Origin of the sequence: Mesorhizobium sp. WSM3224, assembly GCF_000427725.1 — a bacterium.
Lineage (GTDB): Bacteria > Pseudomonadota > Alphaproteobacteria > Rhizobiales > Rhizobiaceae > Mesorhizobium.
Map to the genome: position 1 here is coordinate 26,792 of NZ_ATYO01000012.1, position 17,567 is coordinate 44,358.

Sequence of the window (17,567 nt, forward strand, 5' to 3'; positions counted from 1 at the left end):
CAGGATAAAAGATGACGCGCGGCGCCTGGTCAATCGAAACAGGGATCAACCCAGACAGGAGGTCAACCGAGATAGGGATAGAGCGGGAAGCGATCGGTCAGCGCCGTGACCTTGGCCTTCACCGCGGCCTCGACCGCCGCGTTGCCCTCGTCTGAATTCGCCACCTTCAGCCCGTCCAGAACCTCGGCGATCAGCTTGCCGATCTCGCGGAATTCCGCCTGGCCGAAGCCGCGCGTGGTGCCGGCAGGCGTGCCGAGACGCACGCCCGAGGTGACGAACGGCTTTTCCGGATCGAATGGGATGCCGTTCTTGTTGCAGGTGATGTTGGCACGGCCAAGTGCTGCTTCGGCGCGTTTGCCGGTGGCGTTCTTCGGCCTGAGGTCGACCAGCATCAAATGGTTGTCGGTGCCGCCGGAGACGATGTCGAGGCCGGTTTCCTGCAGGCTGGAGGCCAGCGCCTTGGCATTGGCGACGATGCTTTCGGCATAGGCCTTGAAGCTCGGCTTCAGCGCTTCGCCGAACGCCACCGCCTTGGCGGCGATGACATGCATCAGCGGACCGCCCTGCAGGCCGGGGAACACCGCCGAGTTCATCTTCTTGGCGATCTCCTCGTCGTTGCACAGGATCATGCCGCCACGCGGGCCGCGCAGCGACTTGTGCGTGGTCGTGGTCACGACATGGGCATGCGGCAGCGGCGACGGATGCATGCCGCCGGCGACGAGGCCCGCGATATGCGCCATGTCGACCATCAGATACGCGCCGATCGAGTCGGCGATCTCGCGGAAACGCTTCCAGTCCCAGATGCGCGAATAGGCGGTGCCGCCTGCCAGGATAAGCTTCGGCCTGGTCTCATGCGCGGTCTTCTCGATCGCGTCCATGTCGAGCAGATGGTCGTCCTTGCGCACGCCATAGGAGACGACCTTGAACCACTTACCGCTCATGTTGACCGGCGAGCCGTGGGTGAGATGGCCGCCCGAATTCAGGTCGAGGCCCATGAAGGTGTCGCCGGGCTGCAGCAGCGCGAGGAACACCGCCTGGTTCATCTGGCTGCCCGAATTCGGCTGGACGTTGGCGAAGTTGCAGCCGAACAGCTTTTTCGCGCGCTCGATGGCCAGTTCCTCGGCCACGTCGACGAACTGGCAGCCGCCATAGTAGCGCTTGCCCGGATAGCCCTCGGCATATTTGTTTGTCATGATCGAGCCTTGCGCCTCGAGCACGGCGCGCGACACGATGTTTTCGGAAGCGATCAGCTCGATCTCGTGGCGCTGGCGGCCGAGCTCGTTGCGGATGGCGCCGAAGATTTCAGGATCGGCGTCGGCAAGCGTGGTCTCGAAGAAGGATTCGAATTTGTTGGAGGCTGCCGCTGCATTTGACATGGCTTGCTTTCCCTTGGGGCCGGAGGTCTGCGAGGTCGCCGCGCCATTAACACAGTTGTTTTCCGCCCGCCACGTTTGCGGCGCGAAATTTGCTAGCCGTTTTGCGGCAACATAGGCCCCGCAACGCTATTCGCGCGGCTCGCGGCATTTGAGGATCGCTTGAGTTCCGGATCGACCAGCCGGCCCGGGCATCAGCGGCCGGATCAACTGCGGACCAAGCCGCTAGAGCAATTCCAGGAAAAGCGCGTAGCGGTTTTCCGTCCGGAATTGCGCAAAACATAGACTTAGGGCGGCTCGGCAATTCAGTGAATCGCTAAGCCGCTCCAAACAAAAAAGGCCGCTGCGAGAGCGGCCTTTTTGTTTTCAAGATCGGATGGTTACAGCGCGGAGCTGATCTGCAGCTCGCTGGCGCCGTCGAGCCCGTAGATGTCGTCGCGGAACTGCACGACGCCCGGAGCGGTCGACCAGGCCGACAGATAGAGGAAGTGCACCGGCACGGGATTGACCACATTGATCGGCGTGTTCTCGCCGGTCTTGATCGCCGCCTCGAAATGCTGGCGGTCCCAGCCGGGCGTGTCGCGTAGGATCCAGGTGACGAGGTCGCGCACGTTCTGGACGCGCACGCAGCCGGAGGAATCAAAGCGCATCAGCTTGCCGAACAGGCTCTGCTGGGGCGTATCGTGCATGTAGACGCCGTCCGGGCTCGGGAAATTGATCTTGACCGAGGCCATGGCGTTGTTGTTGCCCGGATCCTGGCGGAAACGGTATTTCGCGGCATCGTCGGTCGACCAGTCGACCGACATGGGATCGACCTCGCTGCCGTCCGGCGCGAACAGCCGGATGTGGCTCTCCTTGAGGTAGTTGGGGTCCTTCCGCATCAGCGGAATGATGTCCTTGCGCACGATCGAGACCGGCGCGTTCCAGTACGGATTGACGATGATCTCGTTGATCTTCGAGTTCACGATCGGCGTCTGGCGATCGATCTTGCCGACGATCGCGGTGTGGCGCAGCACGACGCGGTCGTTCTCGACCGCTTCGACCTGGGCGCCGGGAATGTCGACCAGCACGTAACGGCTGCCGAGCGTGCCGGCCTTTTCCTTCAGGCGCTGCAGATTGGTCTGCAGCTGGCCGAGCCGGATCTGCGCCGAGACGTTCATTGCCGTATAGGTGTACTTGCCCATGGCGCCGTCGGCCGGCAGGCCATGGCGGAGCTGGAAGCGCTTGACCGCCGAGTCGACATAGGAATCGAAGGCCGTCGAAATACCGGCGCTCTGCGGCAGGTCACCCGAGACCATCAGGCGCTTGCGCAGCGGAACGACATCCGGATCGTCGACGCCGAGCTGCAATTTCTTGGTCGCCGGAACCTGTTCCCAGCCGCCCTGGGAGACGATGTTCTGGTATTGCGCCACCGCCTGTTCGGTGAAGGCGACCGTCTGCTGGCTGAAGATCGGCAGCGTCGATGCGACCTTGTTGGTGTCTGTGCGGCGGGCGTCGAACTGGTCGTCCCAATTGCCGCGCGTCGAGGATTTCAGGATGTCCCCGACCACGTCCTGCGCGCTGGCATGGCCGGCGGCAAAAGCGGCGGCGAGCGCGGAGGCACCGGTGAGGAAGAAACGGCGGCTGGTTCTCATGGCAGACATTCTTAGCTGATCGCTCTCGTTCAATTCGCTTGCCGGGCGGCTTGTCCGCACTCTAGGGGCGGCGAACTTAACAATTCGCCAACCATGACCCGCATCGCCGGCCGCCAGAAATGCGCTGCCGCCACGAAGGTTCCAAGGAGCGCGAGGCACAGGCCCGCAGCATCACCCACAATCCGCATCCACCGCGAATATGGCGGCAACGTGGCCTTGGCTCGCGATTTGCTTGCGGTGGTGAGCTGAAACGAAAGGCAGCGATGCTTTTTTGCATCGCAAGGACATAGCGCGTGGAGCCCTCCCTTTGGCCGGAGAGCTCCACGCGCGCTGCTTGGCGGTCAAGCTCGCTTCGCAAAAGAAAAGGACCGGCGCGCTTCGGCACCAGCCCCATGTTCTTTCCCCCGAGGCCACGCTTCTTCGGCGCGGCTTCCCGTCCCAATTCCGAAGCGCTCACATCCGGTAAGCGATGGTGTCGTTCCAGAAGCGATCCAGGCGCTGCAGCGCGCGGTTCATCTGCTTGAACTCGTCGGTGTTGATGCCGCCGACCTGCTCGATCGAGCCGACATGGCGCTCGTAGAGACCGGCGACGACGTCGGCCACCTCGTTGCCCTTCGGCGTCAGGGAGACGCGGACCGAACGGCGGTCGATGCGAGAGCGCTGGTGGTTGATGAAGCCGAGGTCGACCAGCTTCTTCAGATTGTAGGACACGTTCGAGCCGAGATAGTAGCCACGCGAACGCAATTCGCCGGCGGTCAGCTCCGAATTGCCGATGTTGAAGAGCAGCAGCGCCTGGATGGCGTTGATGTCGGAGCGGCCGTTGCGGTCGAACTCGTCCTTGATCACGTCAAGCAGGCGGCGGTGCAGACGCTCCACCAGCTGCAGCGATTCCATGTACAGCGAACGGATAGCCTCGCGGCGATCGTCGGATACGTTAGCGGTCTTCGCCGCCGGACGCGAATTGATCATTGTCTTTGCCTCTCGTTTGTCGCCTTGGTGATTTTTTGTTTTTCACCTTGATCGCGACACTATCGAATACTCATAAAATTCGACTTAAACGCCAGGGCTAACAAGAGCTTACCGGTAAGAGGTTTCGAAAGAGGCTTAACGTTCGGTCACCCGAGCAAGAACAATTAACCTAAAGATTTAGCCAATGGATTTTGGAGCAGAATGGAGCCGCAAAATCGGCCCTGGAACAGCCCTGGGCCTATTGGCGGAGCTGGCGTTTCTGCAGCCAGATGATGACGCGAAAGATGATGTAGAGCAAGGCCACGCAGGCATGCGAGACGACGATCAGCAGCCGATGGCCGAAGAGGTCGGGGAAGCCGGCATACATCACCGTCTCGGTCGCCGCGCAGATGAACCAGATCACCGGCCCCCAGGACGCCAGCATCCAGAGGCCGGCGGCGGCGAAGGGGAAGAAGACGGCGAGCATGGCCGCCGCCACCTGCCAGTGCACCGGCATCAAGTCGAAGCGCCACAGCTCGCCCGGGTAGATGCCGATCAAGCGGATCCAGTAGAGTATGCCGAACAAAAGGCAGTAGCCGGCGATGACGCGCTGGAACCAGGCGAAGATGACCTCGGTGGTCGAGGGCTGCAGCACCACGCGCCTGGAGGTGACCTCGCTCACAGGGCGAGCTCCTTATCCCCGAGCGGCGCGAAATAGGCGTCGATGTCGGCCACGCTGACGTCATCGAGGCTTGCCGGTCGCCAATGCGGCGTCGAACCCTTGTCGATGATAGCGGCGCGGATGCCTTCGTAGAAATCATGGCCGGCAAGCATGCGGTTCAGGATGCGGAACTCCATCTTCATGCATTCGTCCATCGACAGCGTCTGCCCGGCGCTGATCTGGCGCCAGGCGACGTTGAGGCTGGTCGGCGAGCGGGTTTTCAACGCCGCCAGCGTCTTTGCGGAAAAAGCATCTCCGGCCCCTGCCCGCTCCAGACTGTCGATGATGCCGGCGAGCGAGTGCTTCGAAAAATGGCGCGCGATCGCCTCCACGTCCTGGCGCTCGGTCTCGCGTTTCGCAGGCACGAAGAAATCGCGCAATTCCGCGTTGGCGTCGCCGCTTGTCGCCAGTTCGTCGAGCAGGCCGGCCTGATCCTCGGCCTTGATGGTGTGGGTGGCGAGCCCCGACCACAGCGCGTCGCCATAGCGGATGCGATTTCCGGTCAGCCCGAGATACATGCCGAAGCACCCGCCCAGATCCGGCAGCAAGTGGCTGGCGCCGACATCGGGGAAGAAGCCGATGCCGACCTCGGGCATGGCGAACTGCGCGTTCTCGGTCAGCACCCGATGCGAGCCGTGGAAGGAGATGCCGACGCCGCCGCCCATCACGATGCCGTCGATCAGCGCGATATAGGGTTTCTTGAAGCGGGCGATGCGGGCATTGAGCCGGTACTCGTCGGCGAAGAAGTCGACAGGCGGCTTGCCGGCGCGGCCGGCCTCATAGATGTGCAGGATGTCGCCGCCGGCGGAAAACGCCCTGCCCTCGGCCTTGACGACGACGACACCGACCCCAGCGTCCTGCTCCCATGCATCGAGCGCCTTGCCGAGCGCCTTGACCATATTGTGCGTGACAGCGTTGAGCGCCTTCGGCCGGGTCAACGTGACCACGCCCGCCTTGCCCAGCCGCTCGAAGCGGATCTCGTCGGCTCCGCCAAAATCCATCACCAGAGAATCCTTCTCTCGGCCCTTCCAAGGGGATTGAAGTGCTAAAGGCGGCATAGGGATGCGTCAATGGCGGCTTTGCCGCGCTGGCGGCCAGCCGCGTTCCGGTGTTAGGTAACCGGCAAAGTGTCGCGCCCGCGCGGCCCGACAGATCTCGAGCAAATCGACATGGCCGGATTTTCTCGTTTCGTGGCTGGATTGGCAGGTCTCCTTTGCCTGGGAGTTCCGCCGGCTGTCGCCGCGGTAGGTTTGGAACTCTACCAGGCGCAGACGATCGTCACCGGCACCGGCGAGCCGAACCGCGAGATCGGCTTCAAGGACTGCCTGGACAAGGTGCTGGTCAAGGTTTCCGGCGATCAGCGGCTGACGCAGAAGCCGGAGATGCTGGCGCTGCGCGACAAGGCCGCCGACTTCGTCCAGTCCTTCCGCTACCGCGACCGGCTGGAAGGCATTCCGATCCATGACGAGCAAGGCACGCATGACCGGCCGCATGATCTGACCTGTCTGTACAAGCCGGCGGTCGTCGACAAGCTCCTGGCGCAGCTCGGCAGCAAACCCTGGCACGGCGAGCGGCCGACGATCGCCGTCTTCATGGCCGTCGAACAAGGCGCGCGGCATTTCGTGCTGACACAAGACGAGGATCGCGGTGATACGATGCGCGAATCCTTCGCCAATGCCACCGGTCCGTTGCTGATGCGCGTCACCTTTCCAAGAGCCGGGCAGCTTGGCGGCCTCGATGAGAAAGCGCTCTCCGGGGCCGATATGGCAAGGCTCGACAAACTCGCGAAGAAAGTTGGAGCGGCTCGGGCGCTCGCCGGCAGCATCGTATGGAGCGACAAGGATCTCGGCTGGATCGCCGACTGGCGTCTGGCCGATCGCGGCAGGACTTATCGCTGGCAAGCGCGCGGTGTAAGCTTCGACGAGGCTTTCCGCGTGGCGATAAAGGGCGCGGCGCAGATTTTGTCGGGGAGTGGACGGCCTTGAAGGTCGGCGCCGCCCCTCATCCGCCTTCGGGCACTGAACGGTGAGAAGGCAGGCTGGCACAATCGTGTCGCATTGGTCAGCGGCGGAGACGCGTGGTAAAAGCCGGCCCAAAAGAGAGTTTCGGCGATGAACAGATTCACCCCCGCAAAGCCTGCCGGCGCGCGCAGCGTCGATGAGATCACCGGCAGCCGGCGGCTGCGGCGCATGCGCAAGGCCGACTGGTCGCGCCGGCTGGTGCAGGAAAACCAGCTTTCGGTGAACGATCTGATCTGGCCGATCTTCGTCATCGACGGCAAGAACACGCGCGAGCCGATCGCCGCCATGCCGGACGTCTATCGCCTGACCATCGATCTTGCGGTCAAGGAAGCCGAGCGCGCGGCCAAGCTCGGCATTCCGGCGATTGCCACGTTCCCCAATGTCGAGCTTGCGCTGCGCGACCAGACCGGCTCGCACATCCTCGACCCGGACAATGTCATCAACCGCGCGACGCGCGCCATCAAGGACGCGGTGCCGGAGATCGGCATCATCACCGACGCCGCGCTCGACCCGTTCACCAGCCACGGCCATGACGGCATCCTGCGCGACGGCATCATCGTCAATGACGAGACGGTGGAGCAGGTCACCGCCGCGGCCGTCATCCAGGCGGCGGCCGGCGCCGACATCATCGCGCCGTCCGACATGATGGACGGCCGCATCGGCGCCATCCGCGACGCGCTCGACGCCAACGGTTTCCAGGACGTGGCAATCATGTCCTACGCGACGAAGTTCGCTTCGGCCTTCTATGGCCCGTACCGCGAGGCCGTCGGCACCGCCGGCCTGCTCAAGGGCGACAAGAAGACCTATTACATCGACCACGCCAATTCGGACGAGGCGGTGCGCGAGGCCGAGCAGGACCTGGCGGAAGGCGCCGACATGCTGATGGTGAAGCCGGGGCTGCCTTATCTCGACATCATCCGCCGGCTGAAGGACGAGCTACAGATGCCGACCTTCGCCTATCAGGTGTCAGGCGAATATTCGATGATCAAGGCAGCCGCCGCCAATGGCTGGATCGACGGCGAAAAGGCGATGCTGGAATCGCTGCTTGCGCTGAAGCGCGCCGGCTGCGACGGCATCCTCACCTATTTCGCGCCAACGGTGGCGGAGATGCTGAGGGGTTGAGCCTCCTCGCGATTTTGGAATTCCGGCGCGATCCGCTAAAATGGGTTCACGAGCAGAAATGAAGTGATGTCGACCGAAATCGACATCACTATACGCGACAGCCTTCATCCCTTGTTGAAGGCGGATATCGAACGATCGGCCGTGCGCGTATTCTGATGGCGCCCCGTCGGATCAAGCCGATCCTCATTGAGCGCATCCCTGTTGCCGCTGACCAAGAGTTGCCGAACTAGTCCGGCCGCCTTTCCAACGATGATCCGGGGCCCGCCTCCGCTTCGGAAAAACCGCTTGCAATATGCAATCAGTTAAGCTACGTCATTACCGCTTGCAAAAAACAACTGGCTAGGAGGCAGTCATGTCCAAGCTGCGTGTCAATGCTTTCACCCTGTCGCTCGACGGTTTTGGCGCCGGGCCTGATCAGGATCTCGCCAATCCGCTCGGTGTCGGCGGCGAAAATCTGCACAAATGGATGATCGGCACCCGCACCTTCCGCCAGATGGTGATCGGCAAGGACGGCGGCACCACCGACATCGATGACGGCTTCGCCGTGCGCAGCTTCGAGAATCTCGGCGCGTGGATCCTCGGCCGCAACATGTTCGGGCCGGTCCGCGGCGACTGGCCGGACGAGACGTGGAAAGGCTGGTGGGGCGACAACCCGCCCTATCACGTCCCGGTCTTCGTGCTGACGCATTACAAGCGAGCGCCGATCACCATGGAAGGCGGCACGACCTTTTACTTCGTGACCGACGGCATCCATTCGGCGCTCGAACAGGCAAAGGCAGCGGCCGGCGACAAGGACGTTCGGGTCGGCGGCGGCGTCTCGACCATCAGGCAATATCTCGAGGAGCGGCTGATCGACGAAATGCATCTGGCGATTTCACCGGTGCTGCTCGGCTCCGGCGAGCACCTCTTCGCCGGGCTCGACATGCTGAAGCTCGGCTACCGCTGCACCGAACAGGTGGCGACGGCCGATGCGACGCATGTGATGATCGGGCGGGTGTAAGCCAGGTTCCCCTTCTCCCCTTGCGGGAGAAGGTGTCGCCGAAGGCGACGGATGAGGGGTGTTCCAGGGAACGCTGACGTCTCACTCCGCTGGAACACCCCTCATCCGTCTCGGCGCTGCGCGCCGATCCACCTTCTCCCACAAGGGGAGAAGGAGAGGACTGCGCTCTCAATACTTCTCCGGCACGTAGAGGTCGCGCGGCAGGACCTGGCGCTCGTATTGCGGGTTGAAGACGCGGTCCGGCAGTGTGATTTCCTCGTGCGGAACCTCCTCATACGGCAATTGCTGCAGCAGGTGGTCGATGCAGTTCAGCCGCGCACGCTTCTTGTCGTTGCCCTCGACGATGAACCAGGGCGCTTCCTTGATGTTGGTGCGGGCGAAGGTCTCTTCCTTGGCCTTGGTGTACTGCTCCCAGCGCACGCGCGACTGCAGGTCCATGGGCGACAGTTTCCACTGCTTCATGGGATCGTGGATGCGCATCAGGAAGCGCATCTGCTGTTCCTCGTCAGTGATCGAGAACCAGTATTTCACCAGGGTGATGCCGGAACGGACCAGCATGCGCTCGAATTCCGGCACGTCGCGGAAGAACTCCTCGACCTGGTCCCCATTGGCGAAGCCCATCACCCGCTCGACGCCGGAGCGGTTGTACCAGGAGCGGTCGAACAGCACGATCTCGCCGCCGGCCGGCAGATGCGGCACGTAGCGTTGGAAATACCATTGCGACTTTTCGCGCTCGGTCGGCGCCGGCAATGCCACGACACGGGCGATGCGCGGGTTGAGGCGCTGCGTGATGCGCTTGATGACGCCACCCTTGCCGGCGGAGTCACGGCCCTCGAAGATCACCACCAGCTTCTTCTTGTGGTAGGCGACCCATGACTGCAGCTTGATCAGTTCGGACTGCAGCCTGAGCAGCTCGCGGAAATAGGTCATGCGCTCCATGGAAGGCGGATGCGACTTCTTGTAGATCTTGGCGATCTCGAGCGAGAGCGCCGGCTCGGAAATCTCAAGCTCATAGTCCTCATCGAGCGTGTCCTCGAGTTCGGCTTCGAGCCAGTCCTTCGCCCCGGAATTCGGCTTCACTTCATTCATCGCGCAGCTCCGTCTGTCTGTCAGCCATATCGCTTCGGAATGCGCTGCGGCTCCGGCCGAACACGACACTCCGTAAGCCGACTGAGATACAGAGGCGCAATGACGGTTTTATTGCAAGCGCAGGACAGCAGCATCAAAATAGCCGATATGTGATCGGCCCGTATCGGCAGCGGGGCGACAAGCCGCCTGAATTGTCCTACAAATCCCCTCGCCTCTTCCCGGCGCTCGCCACGGCGCTTCTTCAACAATTGCGAGGACTGACATGGAATACCGCACGCTGGGCCGTTCCGGCTTGAAAGTCTCGACATTGACGCTTGGCACCATGACCTTCGGCGGCTCGGGCCCATTCGCCGCCGTTGGCAATTCCGATCTGGCGGAAGCCAGGCGCATCATCGACACCTGCATCGATGCCGGCATCAACCTCATCGACACCGCGAATGTCTATTCCAACGGCCTCTCGGAAGAGATCATCGGCGAGGCGCTTGGCGGCAAGCGCAAGAACGATGTGCTGATCGCCTCGAAGGCGCGCATGCGCATCGGCAGCGCCCCCAACGACGAGGGCCTGTCGCGCCACCATATGATCCGCGAATGCGAAAGGAGCCTGAAGCGGCTCAAGACGGACGTCATAGACATCTATTTCGTCCACCAGTGGGACGGGCTGACGCCGCTGGAGGAGACGATCGCGGCGCTCGACACCTTGGTCAACCAGGGCAAGGTCCGTTATATCGGCTGTTCCAATTACTCGGGCTGGCAGGTGATGAAGGCGCTGGCCGTCAGCGACAGCCGCCATCAGGCCCGTTTCGTCACCCAGCAGATCCACTATACGCTGGAAGCGCGCGAGGCCGAATACGAATTGCTGCCGATCTCGGTCGACCAGGGCCTCGGCGTGCTGGTCTGGAGCCCGCTGGCGGGCGGTCTGCTCTCCGGCAAATACAACAGCGACAGCCCGACCGCGCGCCAGCTTGGCGGCTGGAAGGAACCGCCGATCCGCGACGAGGATCGCCTGTGGCGCATCGTCGATGTGCTGGTCGATATCGGCAAGGCACGCGGCGTCTCAGGCGCGCAGGTGGCGCTTGCCTGGCTGCTCGGCCGTCCTGCCGTAAGCTCGCTGGTGATCGGCGCCCGCAATGAGGCGCAGCTCAAGGACAATCTCGCCGCGGCCAGCCTTTCGCTCACCGAAGAAGAGCGCCAGCGCCTCGATGCCGTCAGCCGGCCACCGGTGCTTTATCCCTACTGGCACCAGCAGTACACGGCAAGGGACCGTTTCGGACCGGCCGATCGGGTGCTCGACCGCTCTCAAGCTTAACCGGCGATAAAGCGCCAAACTTCCGCGTCGGGCTTTATCTGCCCGCTCAGCACGAAATATTTATAGAGGACGAGCAGCGAGATCGCCTGCTCGTCCGGCTCGTTGCCGAATTTGCGGCAATAGGCGTTGGCAGCGGCGGTGATCCGTCCGGCCTCGTCGGGACGTTTTTCGAAATAAGCCACCTTGTCGGCCAGGTCGGAGAAATCCTGCTCCAGCGGCACGTAGTGGACATTGGGCTCGACCTGGGCTTCGGCGAACCAGGTTTCGTAAGTCGGTTCCGGCATCAGGCAGAGCGAATTGGAGCTCATGATCCATTTCAGGTTGGTCGCGACATCATTGCCTTCGAGCGAGACGATATAGCGATAACGCCGTTGTTCCTCGATGTTCAGAAACGGCTTGCGGTATCCGTCCGGAGCATCGGCCCTGTGGGAGCCCGCATCGCAGATCGGCAGGTCGGCGGCCAGTTCCACGAAGCGGGTGCGAATCGGGTTGTTGAGATGACCGCGCCAGACCACCATCGGACGCTTGGCCGCGAAAGGCAGGCTGTCGGGCGGCATGTAGAAGTGGCGGAACTTGTTGAGCTTCATCAGCACGCCGTTCACGTTGTCGTCGCCGATGGGGCGGTCCTTGACGATCCTCGGAAACTCCGGAATGCCGACGACGTCGCCGAATTCGAAATCGATCAGCAGGCCGGGATCAAAGTAGCGGGCGAATTCCTTGAGGTCGTAATAATACATGCTGGAAGAGGACGGCAGCTTGCCGACGGCTATGGCGTCCGGACTGGGCACGAACGGGTGCTCCAGCTTGTTGTAGTAGTTCAGTCGCTCGCGAACCGTCTTGCCCGAAAGCCTGGCCTGCTCAAGCCTGCTGGCCAGGCGATCACGGAACAGGGACTGCGGTGCGCGGTCGCGCGCGAAATTGCGCGCGTAATAGAACAGCTTTGCGGCGGTTCGTGAGATTGTGGCCATGCGTCCGCGAGTTCAGCAAGATGGTCAACGGTAGTCAGCCTTCATCCCCCCTCGTCTCCTACAGCATTCTCCCGGTCATGTTGCAAGCCCGCTAATGCGAATGGCCGCGCGATACCTACGCTGCGACGACGGCGAATCCCCTGGCGCGCAAGCCGCGCCGGTCGTCATGCAGCGAGGTGACCAGCCGATCGCGACTGCCGGCGATGTGATCGGAAAGCAGCCGCGCCGCTGCGTCGGCATGACCGGCCCCTACGGCGGCGAGGATGGCGTGATGTTCGGCCCAGGCGCGGTCGAGCGCCTTTTCGTCGCGCACCTCCAGCCAGCGTGCCCGCGACAGCCTGGTCATCGCGTCGCGAACCCCCCTGAGCAGAAACTCGTTGCCCGAAAGCCTTGCCAGTTCGATGTGGAAATCCATGCCGACGCGGTGCCACTCCTCGCGCGGTGTCTCGGCATCGCAGGAATCAAGCATCGCGGCGATCACGTCGATCCCGCCGCGGTCTTCGAGCGCCGCCGTCAAGCGGACCGCCGCGACCTCGACCGCCTCGCGGTAGACGGCGATCTGCCCGAGTTCCGCAAGGTTGATCGGCGCCACCGTCCAGCCGCGGCCATCGCGGCCGATCAGCCCTTCCGTCTCCAGGCGCAGCAGCGCCGCCCGCACCGGTGTGCGCGAGGCGCCGAAACGGCTCTCGATCCAGCGCTCGGTCAACCGTTCGCCCGGGCCGATCTCCAGCCCGAGGATCATCTCGCGAAGCTGCCTTTCGACGTTCTGCATCTGCGACATTGTCGTCCCGCTTTCCAAAGCCGCATTGACAAGCGGCACGTGCCAGGTTCATGACGGATACCGACTTGGTATCCCAATTTGGTATCCGCAACAACCCCAGCATTGGCACGCGTGACATGACGCCCAACGGATCCGAACAGAGCGGCTTCAACATCCATTGGCGGCGCAACCTTGCCGTCTGCTTCGCCGGCTCATTCAGCACGCTTGTCGCCATGACGCTGCTGCTGCCGTTCCTGCCTCTCTATGTCGAGCAGCTCGGCGCCGTCGGCCACGCGGCGATCGTGCAGTGGTCGGGCGTCGCCTATGGCGCGACCTTCTTCGCGGCCGCGCTGGTCGCGCCCTTGTGGGGTCGGCTGGGCGACCGCTACGGCCGCAAGCTGATGCTGGTGCGCGCTTCGTTCGGCATGGCGATCTGCATGTCGCTGACCGGCATGGTTCAGAGCGTCTGGCAGCTGGTGCTGCTTCGGCTGCTGATCGGCTTTGCCGGCGGCTATTCGTCGGGTTCCACGATCCTGGTGGCGATGCAGACGCCGAAGGAGCGCTCGGGCTGGGCGCTGGGCGTGCTGGCGGCTGGCATCACGGCGGGTTCGCTGGTCGGACCGCTGCTCGGCGGCCTGCTGCCGCCGCTGATCGGCATCCGCGCGACCTTCCTGCTTTCGGGCGCCGTCATCTTCCTGGCGTTCCTGGCGACGACTTTCCTGATCAAGGAAAATCCGCCGGCGCCCAAGCCCGCCTCGATGGCGAAACCAAAAAGCGGCTGGTCGCAGATCCCCGACAAGCGGCCGATCGTCGCCATGCTGGCCACCGGCATGCTGCTCGCCTTCGCCACCATGTCGATCGAGCCGATCATCACCGTCTATGTGCAGCAGCTTATCGAGGACCAGAGCAAGGTGACCATGGTCGCCGGCGTGGTCATGTCGGCGGCGGCGCTCGGCACCATCCTGTCGTCATCCTGGCTGGGAAAACTCGCCGACCGCGTCGGCCATTGGAACGTCGTGGTCGGCGCGCTCGCGGTCTCGGCGCTGCTGCTAATCCCGCAGGCTTTCGTCACCAACGGCTGGCAGCTGATCGGCCTTCGCTTCCTGATGGGGCTGGCGCTGGGCGGCCTGTTGCCCTGCATCACCAGCGTCATCCGCCATAACATCCCTGACGGGATCGGCGGCAACGTGCTTGGACTGGCGATCTCGGCGCAATATGTCGGCCAGGTCGCGGGGCCGTTGTCCGGCGGCTTCGTCGGCGGGCATTTCGGCATGCGCTCGGTGTTTTTGGGCACGTCGGTGCTGATGGCGCTCGGCGCCGTCTACAACTGGATTGTCCAGTCACGCCGGGCACGGCATATGCTGCTGGAAACCGGCGAGTCCTGACGGGTCGCTTCCCGGCTAACCAGGACGGAGTGCACCATGACGAACCCTTCCGAGAAGCCTGCGAACAGCAACCGTCTTTTTGTGCTGGCGGGCGGGCTTGCCGGTGCAGCCGGCGTGGCGCTATCGGCGGCGGCCGCGCATCGCGGCGGCGCCTTTACCGGCACGGCGGCCAACTTCCTCCTGATGCATGCGCCGGTATTCCTGGCCGTCGGCCTTGCCGGCGCCAACCGCTGCCTCAGGATCGCCAGCCTCGTGCTGCTTGCGGGCCTGCTCCTGTTCTGCGGCGATCTGCTCGCCCGCGACTTTCTCGGCTCGCGGCTGTTTCCGATGTCGGCGCCGATCGGCGGCACCCTGCTGATCGCCGGCTGGGTGGCGATCGGCGTCTCGGCGCTGTGGCGCCGTGGTCCGTAGACTATTTTCGGTCCGCACGCCGCTTGCGCTTGCGCGCGGGCTGCTCGCCGACGCGGCGCCGCTCCGGCTGCTCGGTTCCGGGCGTGATGCCCCAATAGTTGCGGTAGATGTCCTGAAACAGATGACCAATCGGATGCATGACTGCCTCTCCTTAATTGAATCGATCCAACACGGCGACGCAAAGAATGGCCGCGGCTCAGCCGCGCTTGCGCTCCACGAGGAAGCGTGGCGCGCGCCTCCAGGGACCCAATCGGCCCCGGCGCTTCTCGCTGGCGGCCACCGAGGCGATGCCCCAGTCGTTGCGGTAGATGTCCTCGAACAGATAGCCCACCGGATGCATGGCACCCTCCTATTAAGCCCGCTCCACAATGAAGCGGATGACTTGGATCGATTCAAATCCTAGATCTTCTCCGCCTCGTGTCAAGCGAAATTTGAATCGATCCAACAAAAATGTTAGATGACCGGCAACAATTCAGCGGTCATGTTCGTCCCGTGACCGGATTCGGAGGAACGACATGGCATCACTCCTCGAAGGCCAGGCAAGACCGATTCGGCTGGCCGACATCGCCAAGGCCGCCGGCGTGTCGCATGGTACGGCCTCGAACGTCTTCAGCCGCCCCGAGATCGTGCGCGCCGAAGTGCGCGAGCGGGTCAAGGCGGTGGCGGAGCAAATGGGCTATGCCGGCCCCGATCCGAAAGGCCGGCTGTTGCGCGCCGGCAAGGTCAACGCCATCGGCGTCGGCACGACCGAGCCCCTCTCCTATTTCTTCGAGGATCCCTTTGCCCGCGTCATGATGGCCGGCATCTCGGAGGCCTGCGACGCTACGGGGGCGGGAATCGCGCTTGTGTCAGCCGCCAACCAGGAGAAGCTCGCCTGGAACATCCAGAGCGCGCTTGTCGACGGTTTTGTGCTGTTCTGTATCGAAGGCGGCTCGCGCCTGGTCGAACTGACACGCGAGCGCAGGCTGCCTTTCGTGGCGCTGGAGCTCGGCTTCCACGATGAGACCATCTCGGCGATCGGTGTCGACAACATCGCCGGCGGACGGCTCGCCGCGCGTCATCTGGCCGAACTCGGACATCGCCGTTTCGCCGTGCTGTCGCTGACCCTCGGCGAGGACCGCACCGGTTTCGTTACGCCGGAAATGGTCCGCTCGGCGGTCTACACGGGAACGCGCGATCGTCTCGCCGGCTATTTCGAGGAACTGTCCAGCTTCGGTATCGACACGACGAGGATCCCGATCTTCGAAACCGAGAACGAGGAAAAGAGCACCAGGGCCGGCCTGGAGGCGATCTTCGCCGGCGGCAAGCCGCCGAGCGCCATCCTGGCGATGTCGGACAGAATGGCCATGATCGCCATCGACTGGCTGACCACGCGCGGTCTGAAAGTGCCGCAGGACGTTTCGGTCGTCGGCTTCGACGGCGTGCCGGACGGCGCGCTCTGCGATCCGCCACTGACCACGATCGCCCAGCCGATCACCGAGATCGGCCGCCGCGCCGCGCGCATGATCCTCGACCATGACGGCGCGGTGCGGCGCGAGACGATGGGCGTCGAGCTGATCGTCAGAGCCTCGACCGGCCCGGCCCCGAAAGCCTGAGCAAGCTCAGAGCGCTTTTCCTTGGAAGGAAGCCGCCAGGCGGTTTCCTTGCATTGCGTCAGTAGCTGCCTGCCCTTGCCGGGACCGGCCGCGTGCTGAAAGACCCCCGTGCGGGCGCCCCACACACCGGCTTGGCGCGGGACGGGCCGAGGCTTGCAAGCCATTCGAGATAGAGCGCAAGCGCGAGCTGCATGGCGATGCCGGCCGCGATCAGCAGCGTATCATAGGCCAGGCCCCCCGGGTTGATCAGCTTCAGCACCTGCGCCGCCATGGCAAGCAGCGTGCCGGCGACGAACACCGGCAGTGAGCGCTTGCCCATGATCGCCAGCGGATTGTCGGGCCGCACGCGGAAGAGGTTCGAGACCGCCGGCAGCGCGACGATCAGATAGCTGATGGCGAGGATGTGCAGCAGCCGCGGCAGCGACAGGAAGGTCTTGTCGAAGCCGCCGATCACCACCGGCAGATTGAACCAGGTGATCTGGCCCCAGAACGGGCTGTGCACCCAGATCGCCGCGCCAGCCACATAGATACTGGCGGCACCCAGCAGCCACGGATTGACCGGGATCCGCCCGCCCCGCTTCACATGCAGCATGGCGGCAAGGCCGATGTTGAACAGGAACTGCCAGGACAGCGGATTAAGGAACCAGAGGCCAGGCTCGGGATAGTTCGGCGGCGCGATCTGCCAGATGCCGGCAACGAGCCAGAGCAGGCCCGACACGATCAGCGCCGGCACCGGCCGATAGCTGACGAACAGCACGAAAGCGGGCGCCGCCAGAAGCAGCGCCGCATAGACCGGCAGGATGTTGTTGTAGCCGAGCTGGTGGCCGAGCGTGACGATACCGAGCAGCACCTGCGGCGTGTTGCGCATCAAGGGTTCGATGTTGATCATCGTCAGCATCTCGGGCCGGTGCGCGAACACCGCGGCAGCGCAAAACAGTGCGATCACCACCATCGTGATGACGATGTGGCAGATGTAGAGCACGCCGGCGCGCCGCCACATCTTCAGGGTCGCGAGCAGTCGGCCGCCCGGCTTGAACTTCGTGCCGTAAGCCAGCGCCACCGAGATGCCGGAAATCAGCACGAAGGCTTCGGCCGCGTCGGAAAAGCCGAAATTCTTGTAGGTCCAATTCTCGAAGACCGTGCCCGGCACATGGTCGACGAAAATAGTGAGCAGCGCGAGCGCACGCAGCACGTCGATGCGCGTATCGCGCTCTGAGGGTATTGGGGTAGTCAT

At 63.5% G+C, this 17,567-nt stretch carries 18 protein-coding genes; 7 read left to right on the forward strand and 11 right to left on the reverse strand.

Annotated features, from left to right (window positions below; all coding sequences use genetic code 11):
• Window positions 1–62: 62 nt before the first annotated feature.
• The 5 genes from glyA to YU3_RS0120290 all read right to left on the reverse strand — a co-directional run bounded on the left by glyA (window position 63) and on the right by YU3_RS0120290 (window position 5,677).
• A complete protein-coding gene (glyA, locus tag YU3_RS0120270; RefSeq protein WP_027167966.1) occupies window positions 63–1,376 on the reverse strand; it encodes a serine hydroxymethyltransferase in 1,314 nt (437 codons plus the stop codon).
• Between the two features lie 377 nt (window positions 1,377–1,753).
• On the reverse strand, window positions 1,754–3,007 hold the full coding sequence (locus tag YU3_RS0120275; RefSeq protein ID WP_027167967.1) for a L,D-transpeptidase family protein: 1,254 nt from the start codon (window positions 3,005–3,007) through the stop codon (window positions 1,754–1,756).
• 453 nt (window positions 3,008–3,460) lie between these two features.
• Entirely contained in the window at window positions 3,461–3,976 is a 516-nt protein-coding gene (locus YU3_RS0120280) for a winged helix DNA-binding protein (RefSeq protein ID WP_013896002.1), read from the reverse strand.
• A gap of 238 nt (window positions 3,977–4,214) precedes the next feature.
• Complete coding sequence (locus YU3_RS0120285) at window positions 4,215–4,637, reverse strand: DUF6163 family protein (protein ID WP_027167968.1); 423 nt, start codon at window positions 4,635–4,637, stop codon at window positions 4,215–4,217.
• Complete coding sequence (locus tag YU3_RS0120290) at window positions 4,634–5,677, reverse strand: enoyl-CoA hydratase/isomerase family protein (RefSeq protein ID WP_027167969.1); 1,044 nt, start codon at window positions 5,675–5,677, stop codon at window positions 4,634–4,636. The genes YU3_RS0120285 and YU3_RS0120290 overlap by 4 nt, the downstream gene beginning before the upstream one ends.
• Window positions 5,678–5,845: 168 nt before the next feature.
• Here YU3_RS0120290 and YU3_RS0120295 point away from each other — a divergent pair, with 168 nt between their 5' ends.
• From YU3_RS0120295 to YU3_RS0120310, 3 genes are all read left to right on the forward strand, one after another.
• Complete coding sequence (locus YU3_RS0120295) at window positions 5,846–6,661, forward strand: DUF2066 domain-containing protein (RefSeq protein ID WP_027167970.1); 816 nt, start codon at window positions 5,846–5,848, stop codon at window positions 6,659–6,661.
• A gap of 126 nt (window positions 6,662–6,787) precedes the next feature.
• Window positions 6,788–7,819 (forward strand): porphobilinogen synthase, encoded by a 1,032-nt coding sequence (gene hemB, locus YU3_RS0120300; RefSeq protein WP_027167971.1) that lies wholly within the window; start codon window positions 6,788–6,790, stop codon window positions 7,817–7,819.
• Between the two features lie 352 nt (window positions 7,820–8,171).
• Window positions 8,172–8,819 (forward strand): dihydrofolate reductase family protein, encoded by a 648-nt coding sequence (locus YU3_RS0120310; protein WP_027167972.1) that lies wholly within the window; start codon window positions 8,172–8,174, stop codon window positions 8,817–8,819.
• Window positions 8,820–8,987: 168 nt separating this feature from the next.
• On the opposite strand, the gene ppk2 is transcribed toward YU3_RS0120310, so the two are convergent.
• A complete protein-coding gene (gene ppk2, locus YU3_RS0120315; RefSeq protein WP_027167973.1) occupies window positions 8,988–9,908 on the reverse strand; it encodes a polyphosphate kinase 2 in 921 nt (306 codons plus the stop codon).
• Window positions 9,909–10,170: 262 nt separating this feature from the next.
• Here ppk2 and YU3_RS0120320 point away from each other — a divergent pair, with 262 nt between their 5' ends.
• Window positions 10,171–11,214, forward strand: a complete 1,044-nt coding sequence (locus tag YU3_RS0120320) for an aldo/keto reductase (protein WP_027167974.1) — start codon at window positions 10,171–10,173, stop codon at window positions 11,212–11,214.
• Here the strand turns inward: YU3_RS0120320 and YU3_RS0120325 are convergent.
• Together YU3_RS0120325 and YU3_RS0120330 are read right to left on the reverse strand one after the other, a co-directional pair.
• Complete coding sequence (locus YU3_RS0120325; protein ID WP_027167975.1) at window positions 11,211–12,182, reverse strand: glycosyl transferase family 90; 972 nt, start codon at window positions 12,180–12,182, stop codon at window positions 11,211–11,213. The two genes, YU3_RS0120320 and YU3_RS0120325, sit on opposite strands and share 4 nt — an antisense overlap.
• A gap of 115 nt (window positions 12,183–12,297) precedes the next feature.
• Entirely contained in the window at window positions 12,298–12,963 is a 666-nt protein-coding gene (locus tag YU3_RS0120330; RefSeq protein WP_027167976.1) for a GntR family transcriptional regulator, read from the reverse strand.
• Window positions 12,964–13,079: 116 nt separating this feature from the next.
• Between YU3_RS0120330 and YU3_RS0120335 the strand changes: the two genes are divergently transcribed.
• Both YU3_RS0120335 and YU3_RS0120340 read left to right on the forward strand, forming a co-directional pair.
• Complete coding sequence (locus tag YU3_RS0120335; RefSeq protein WP_027167977.1) at window positions 13,080–14,327, forward strand: MFS transporter; 1,248 nt, start codon at window positions 13,080–13,082, stop codon at window positions 14,325–14,327.
• A 36-nt stretch (window positions 14,328–14,363) separates the two neighbouring features.
• Window positions 14,364–14,738 (forward strand): DUF423 domain-containing protein, encoded by a 375-nt coding sequence (locus tag YU3_RS0120340; protein ID WP_027167978.1) that lies wholly within the window; start codon window positions 14,364–14,366, stop codon window positions 14,736–14,738.
• Between the two features lies 1 nt (window position 14,739).
• On the opposite strand, the gene YU3_RS41315 is transcribed toward YU3_RS0120340, so the two are convergent.
• On the reverse strand, window positions 14,740–14,877 hold the full coding sequence (locus YU3_RS41315) for a hypothetical protein (RefSeq protein ID WP_198021688.1): 138 nt from the start codon (window positions 14,875–14,877) through the stop codon (window positions 14,740–14,742).
• 57 nt (window positions 14,878–14,934) lie between these two features.
• Window positions 14,935–15,078, reverse strand: coding sequence for a hypothetical protein (locus tag YU3_RS41320; RefSeq protein WP_198021689.1), 144 nt, complete (start codon window positions 15,076–15,078; stop codon window positions 14,935–14,937).
• A 175-nt stretch (window positions 15,079–15,253) separates the two neighbouring features.
• Between YU3_RS41320 and YU3_RS0120355 the strand changes: the two genes are divergently transcribed.
• The gene (locus YU3_RS0120355) at window positions 15,254–16,333 is read left to right on the forward strand and encodes a substrate-binding domain-containing protein (protein WP_027167979.1); all 1,080 of its coding nucleotides are present in this window, start codon (window positions 15,254–15,256) and stop codon (window positions 16,331–16,333) included.
• A 58-nt stretch (window positions 16,334–16,391) separates the two neighbouring features.
• On the opposite strand, the gene opgC is transcribed toward YU3_RS0120355, so the two are convergent.
• On the reverse strand, window positions 16,392–17,567 hold the full coding sequence (opgC, locus tag YU3_RS36915; RefSeq protein WP_084508169.1) for an OpgC domain-containing protein: 1,176 nt from the start codon (window positions 17,565–17,567) through the stop codon (window positions 16,392–16,394).

Coding starts and splice junctions, on each gene's coding strand:
- YU3_RS0120320 (WP_027167974.1), top strand. CDS start 10,171: ATGGAATACCGCACGCTGGGCCGTTCCGGCTTGAAAGTCTCGACATTG.
- YU3_RS0120325 (WP_027167975.1), bottom strand. CDS start 12,182: ATGGCCACAATCTCACGAACCGCCGCAAAGCTGTTCTATTACGCGCGC.
- YU3_RS0120275 (WP_027167967.1), bottom strand. CDS start 3,007: ATGAGAACCAGCCGCCGTTTCTTCCTCACCGGTGCCTCCGCGCTCGCC.
- YU3_RS0120295 (WP_027167970.1), top strand. CDS start 5,846: ATGGCCGGATTTTCTCGTTTCGTGGCTGGATTGGCAGGTCTCCTTTGC.
- glyA (WP_027167966.1), bottom strand. CDS start 1,376: ATGTCAAATGCAGCGGCAGCCTCCAACAAATTCGAATCCTTCTTCGAG.
- YU3_RS41315 (WP_198021688.1), bottom strand. CDS start 14,877: ATGCATCCGATTGGTCATCTGTTTCAGGACATCTACCGCAACTATTGG.
- YU3_RS0120290 (WP_027167969.1), bottom strand. CDS start 5,677: ATGGATTTTGGCGGAGCCGACGAGATCCGCTTCGAGCGGCTGGGCAAG.
- opgC (WP_084508169.1), bottom strand. CDS start 17,567: ATGACTACCCCAATACCCTCAGAGCGCGATACGCGCATCGACGTGCTG.
- ppk2 (WP_027167973.1), bottom strand. CDS start 9,908: ATGAATGAAGTGAAGCCGAATTCCGGGGCGAAGGACTGGCTCGAAGCC.
- YU3_RS0120310 (WP_027167972.1), top strand. CDS start 8,172: ATGTCCAAGCTGCGTGTCAATGCTTTCACCCTGTCGCTCGACGGTTTT.
- YU3_RS0120340 (WP_027167978.1), top strand. CDS start 14,364: ATGACGAACCCTTCCGAGAAGCCTGCGAACAGCAACCGTCTTTTTGTG.
- YU3_RS0120355 (WP_027167979.1), top strand. CDS start 15,254: ATGGCATCACTCCTCGAAGGCCAGGCAAGACCGATTCGGCTGGCCGAC.
- hemB (WP_027167971.1), top strand. CDS start 6,788: ATGAACAGATTCACCCCCGCAAAGCCTGCCGGCGCGCGCAGCGTCGAT.
- YU3_RS0120280 (WP_013896002.1), bottom strand. CDS start 3,976: ATGATCAATTCGCGTCCGGCGGCGAAGACCGCTAACGTATCCGACGAT.
- YU3_RS0120335 (WP_027167977.1), top strand. CDS start 13,080: ATGACGCCCAACGGATCCGAACAGAGCGGCTTCAACATCCATTGGCGG.
- YU3_RS41320 (WP_198021689.1), bottom strand. CDS start 15,078: ATGCATCCGGTGGGCTATCTGTTCGAGGACATCTACCGCAACGACTGG.
- YU3_RS0120330 (WP_027167976.1), bottom strand. CDS start 12,963: ATGTCGCAGATGCAGAACGTCGAAAGGCAGCTTCGCGAGATGATCCTC.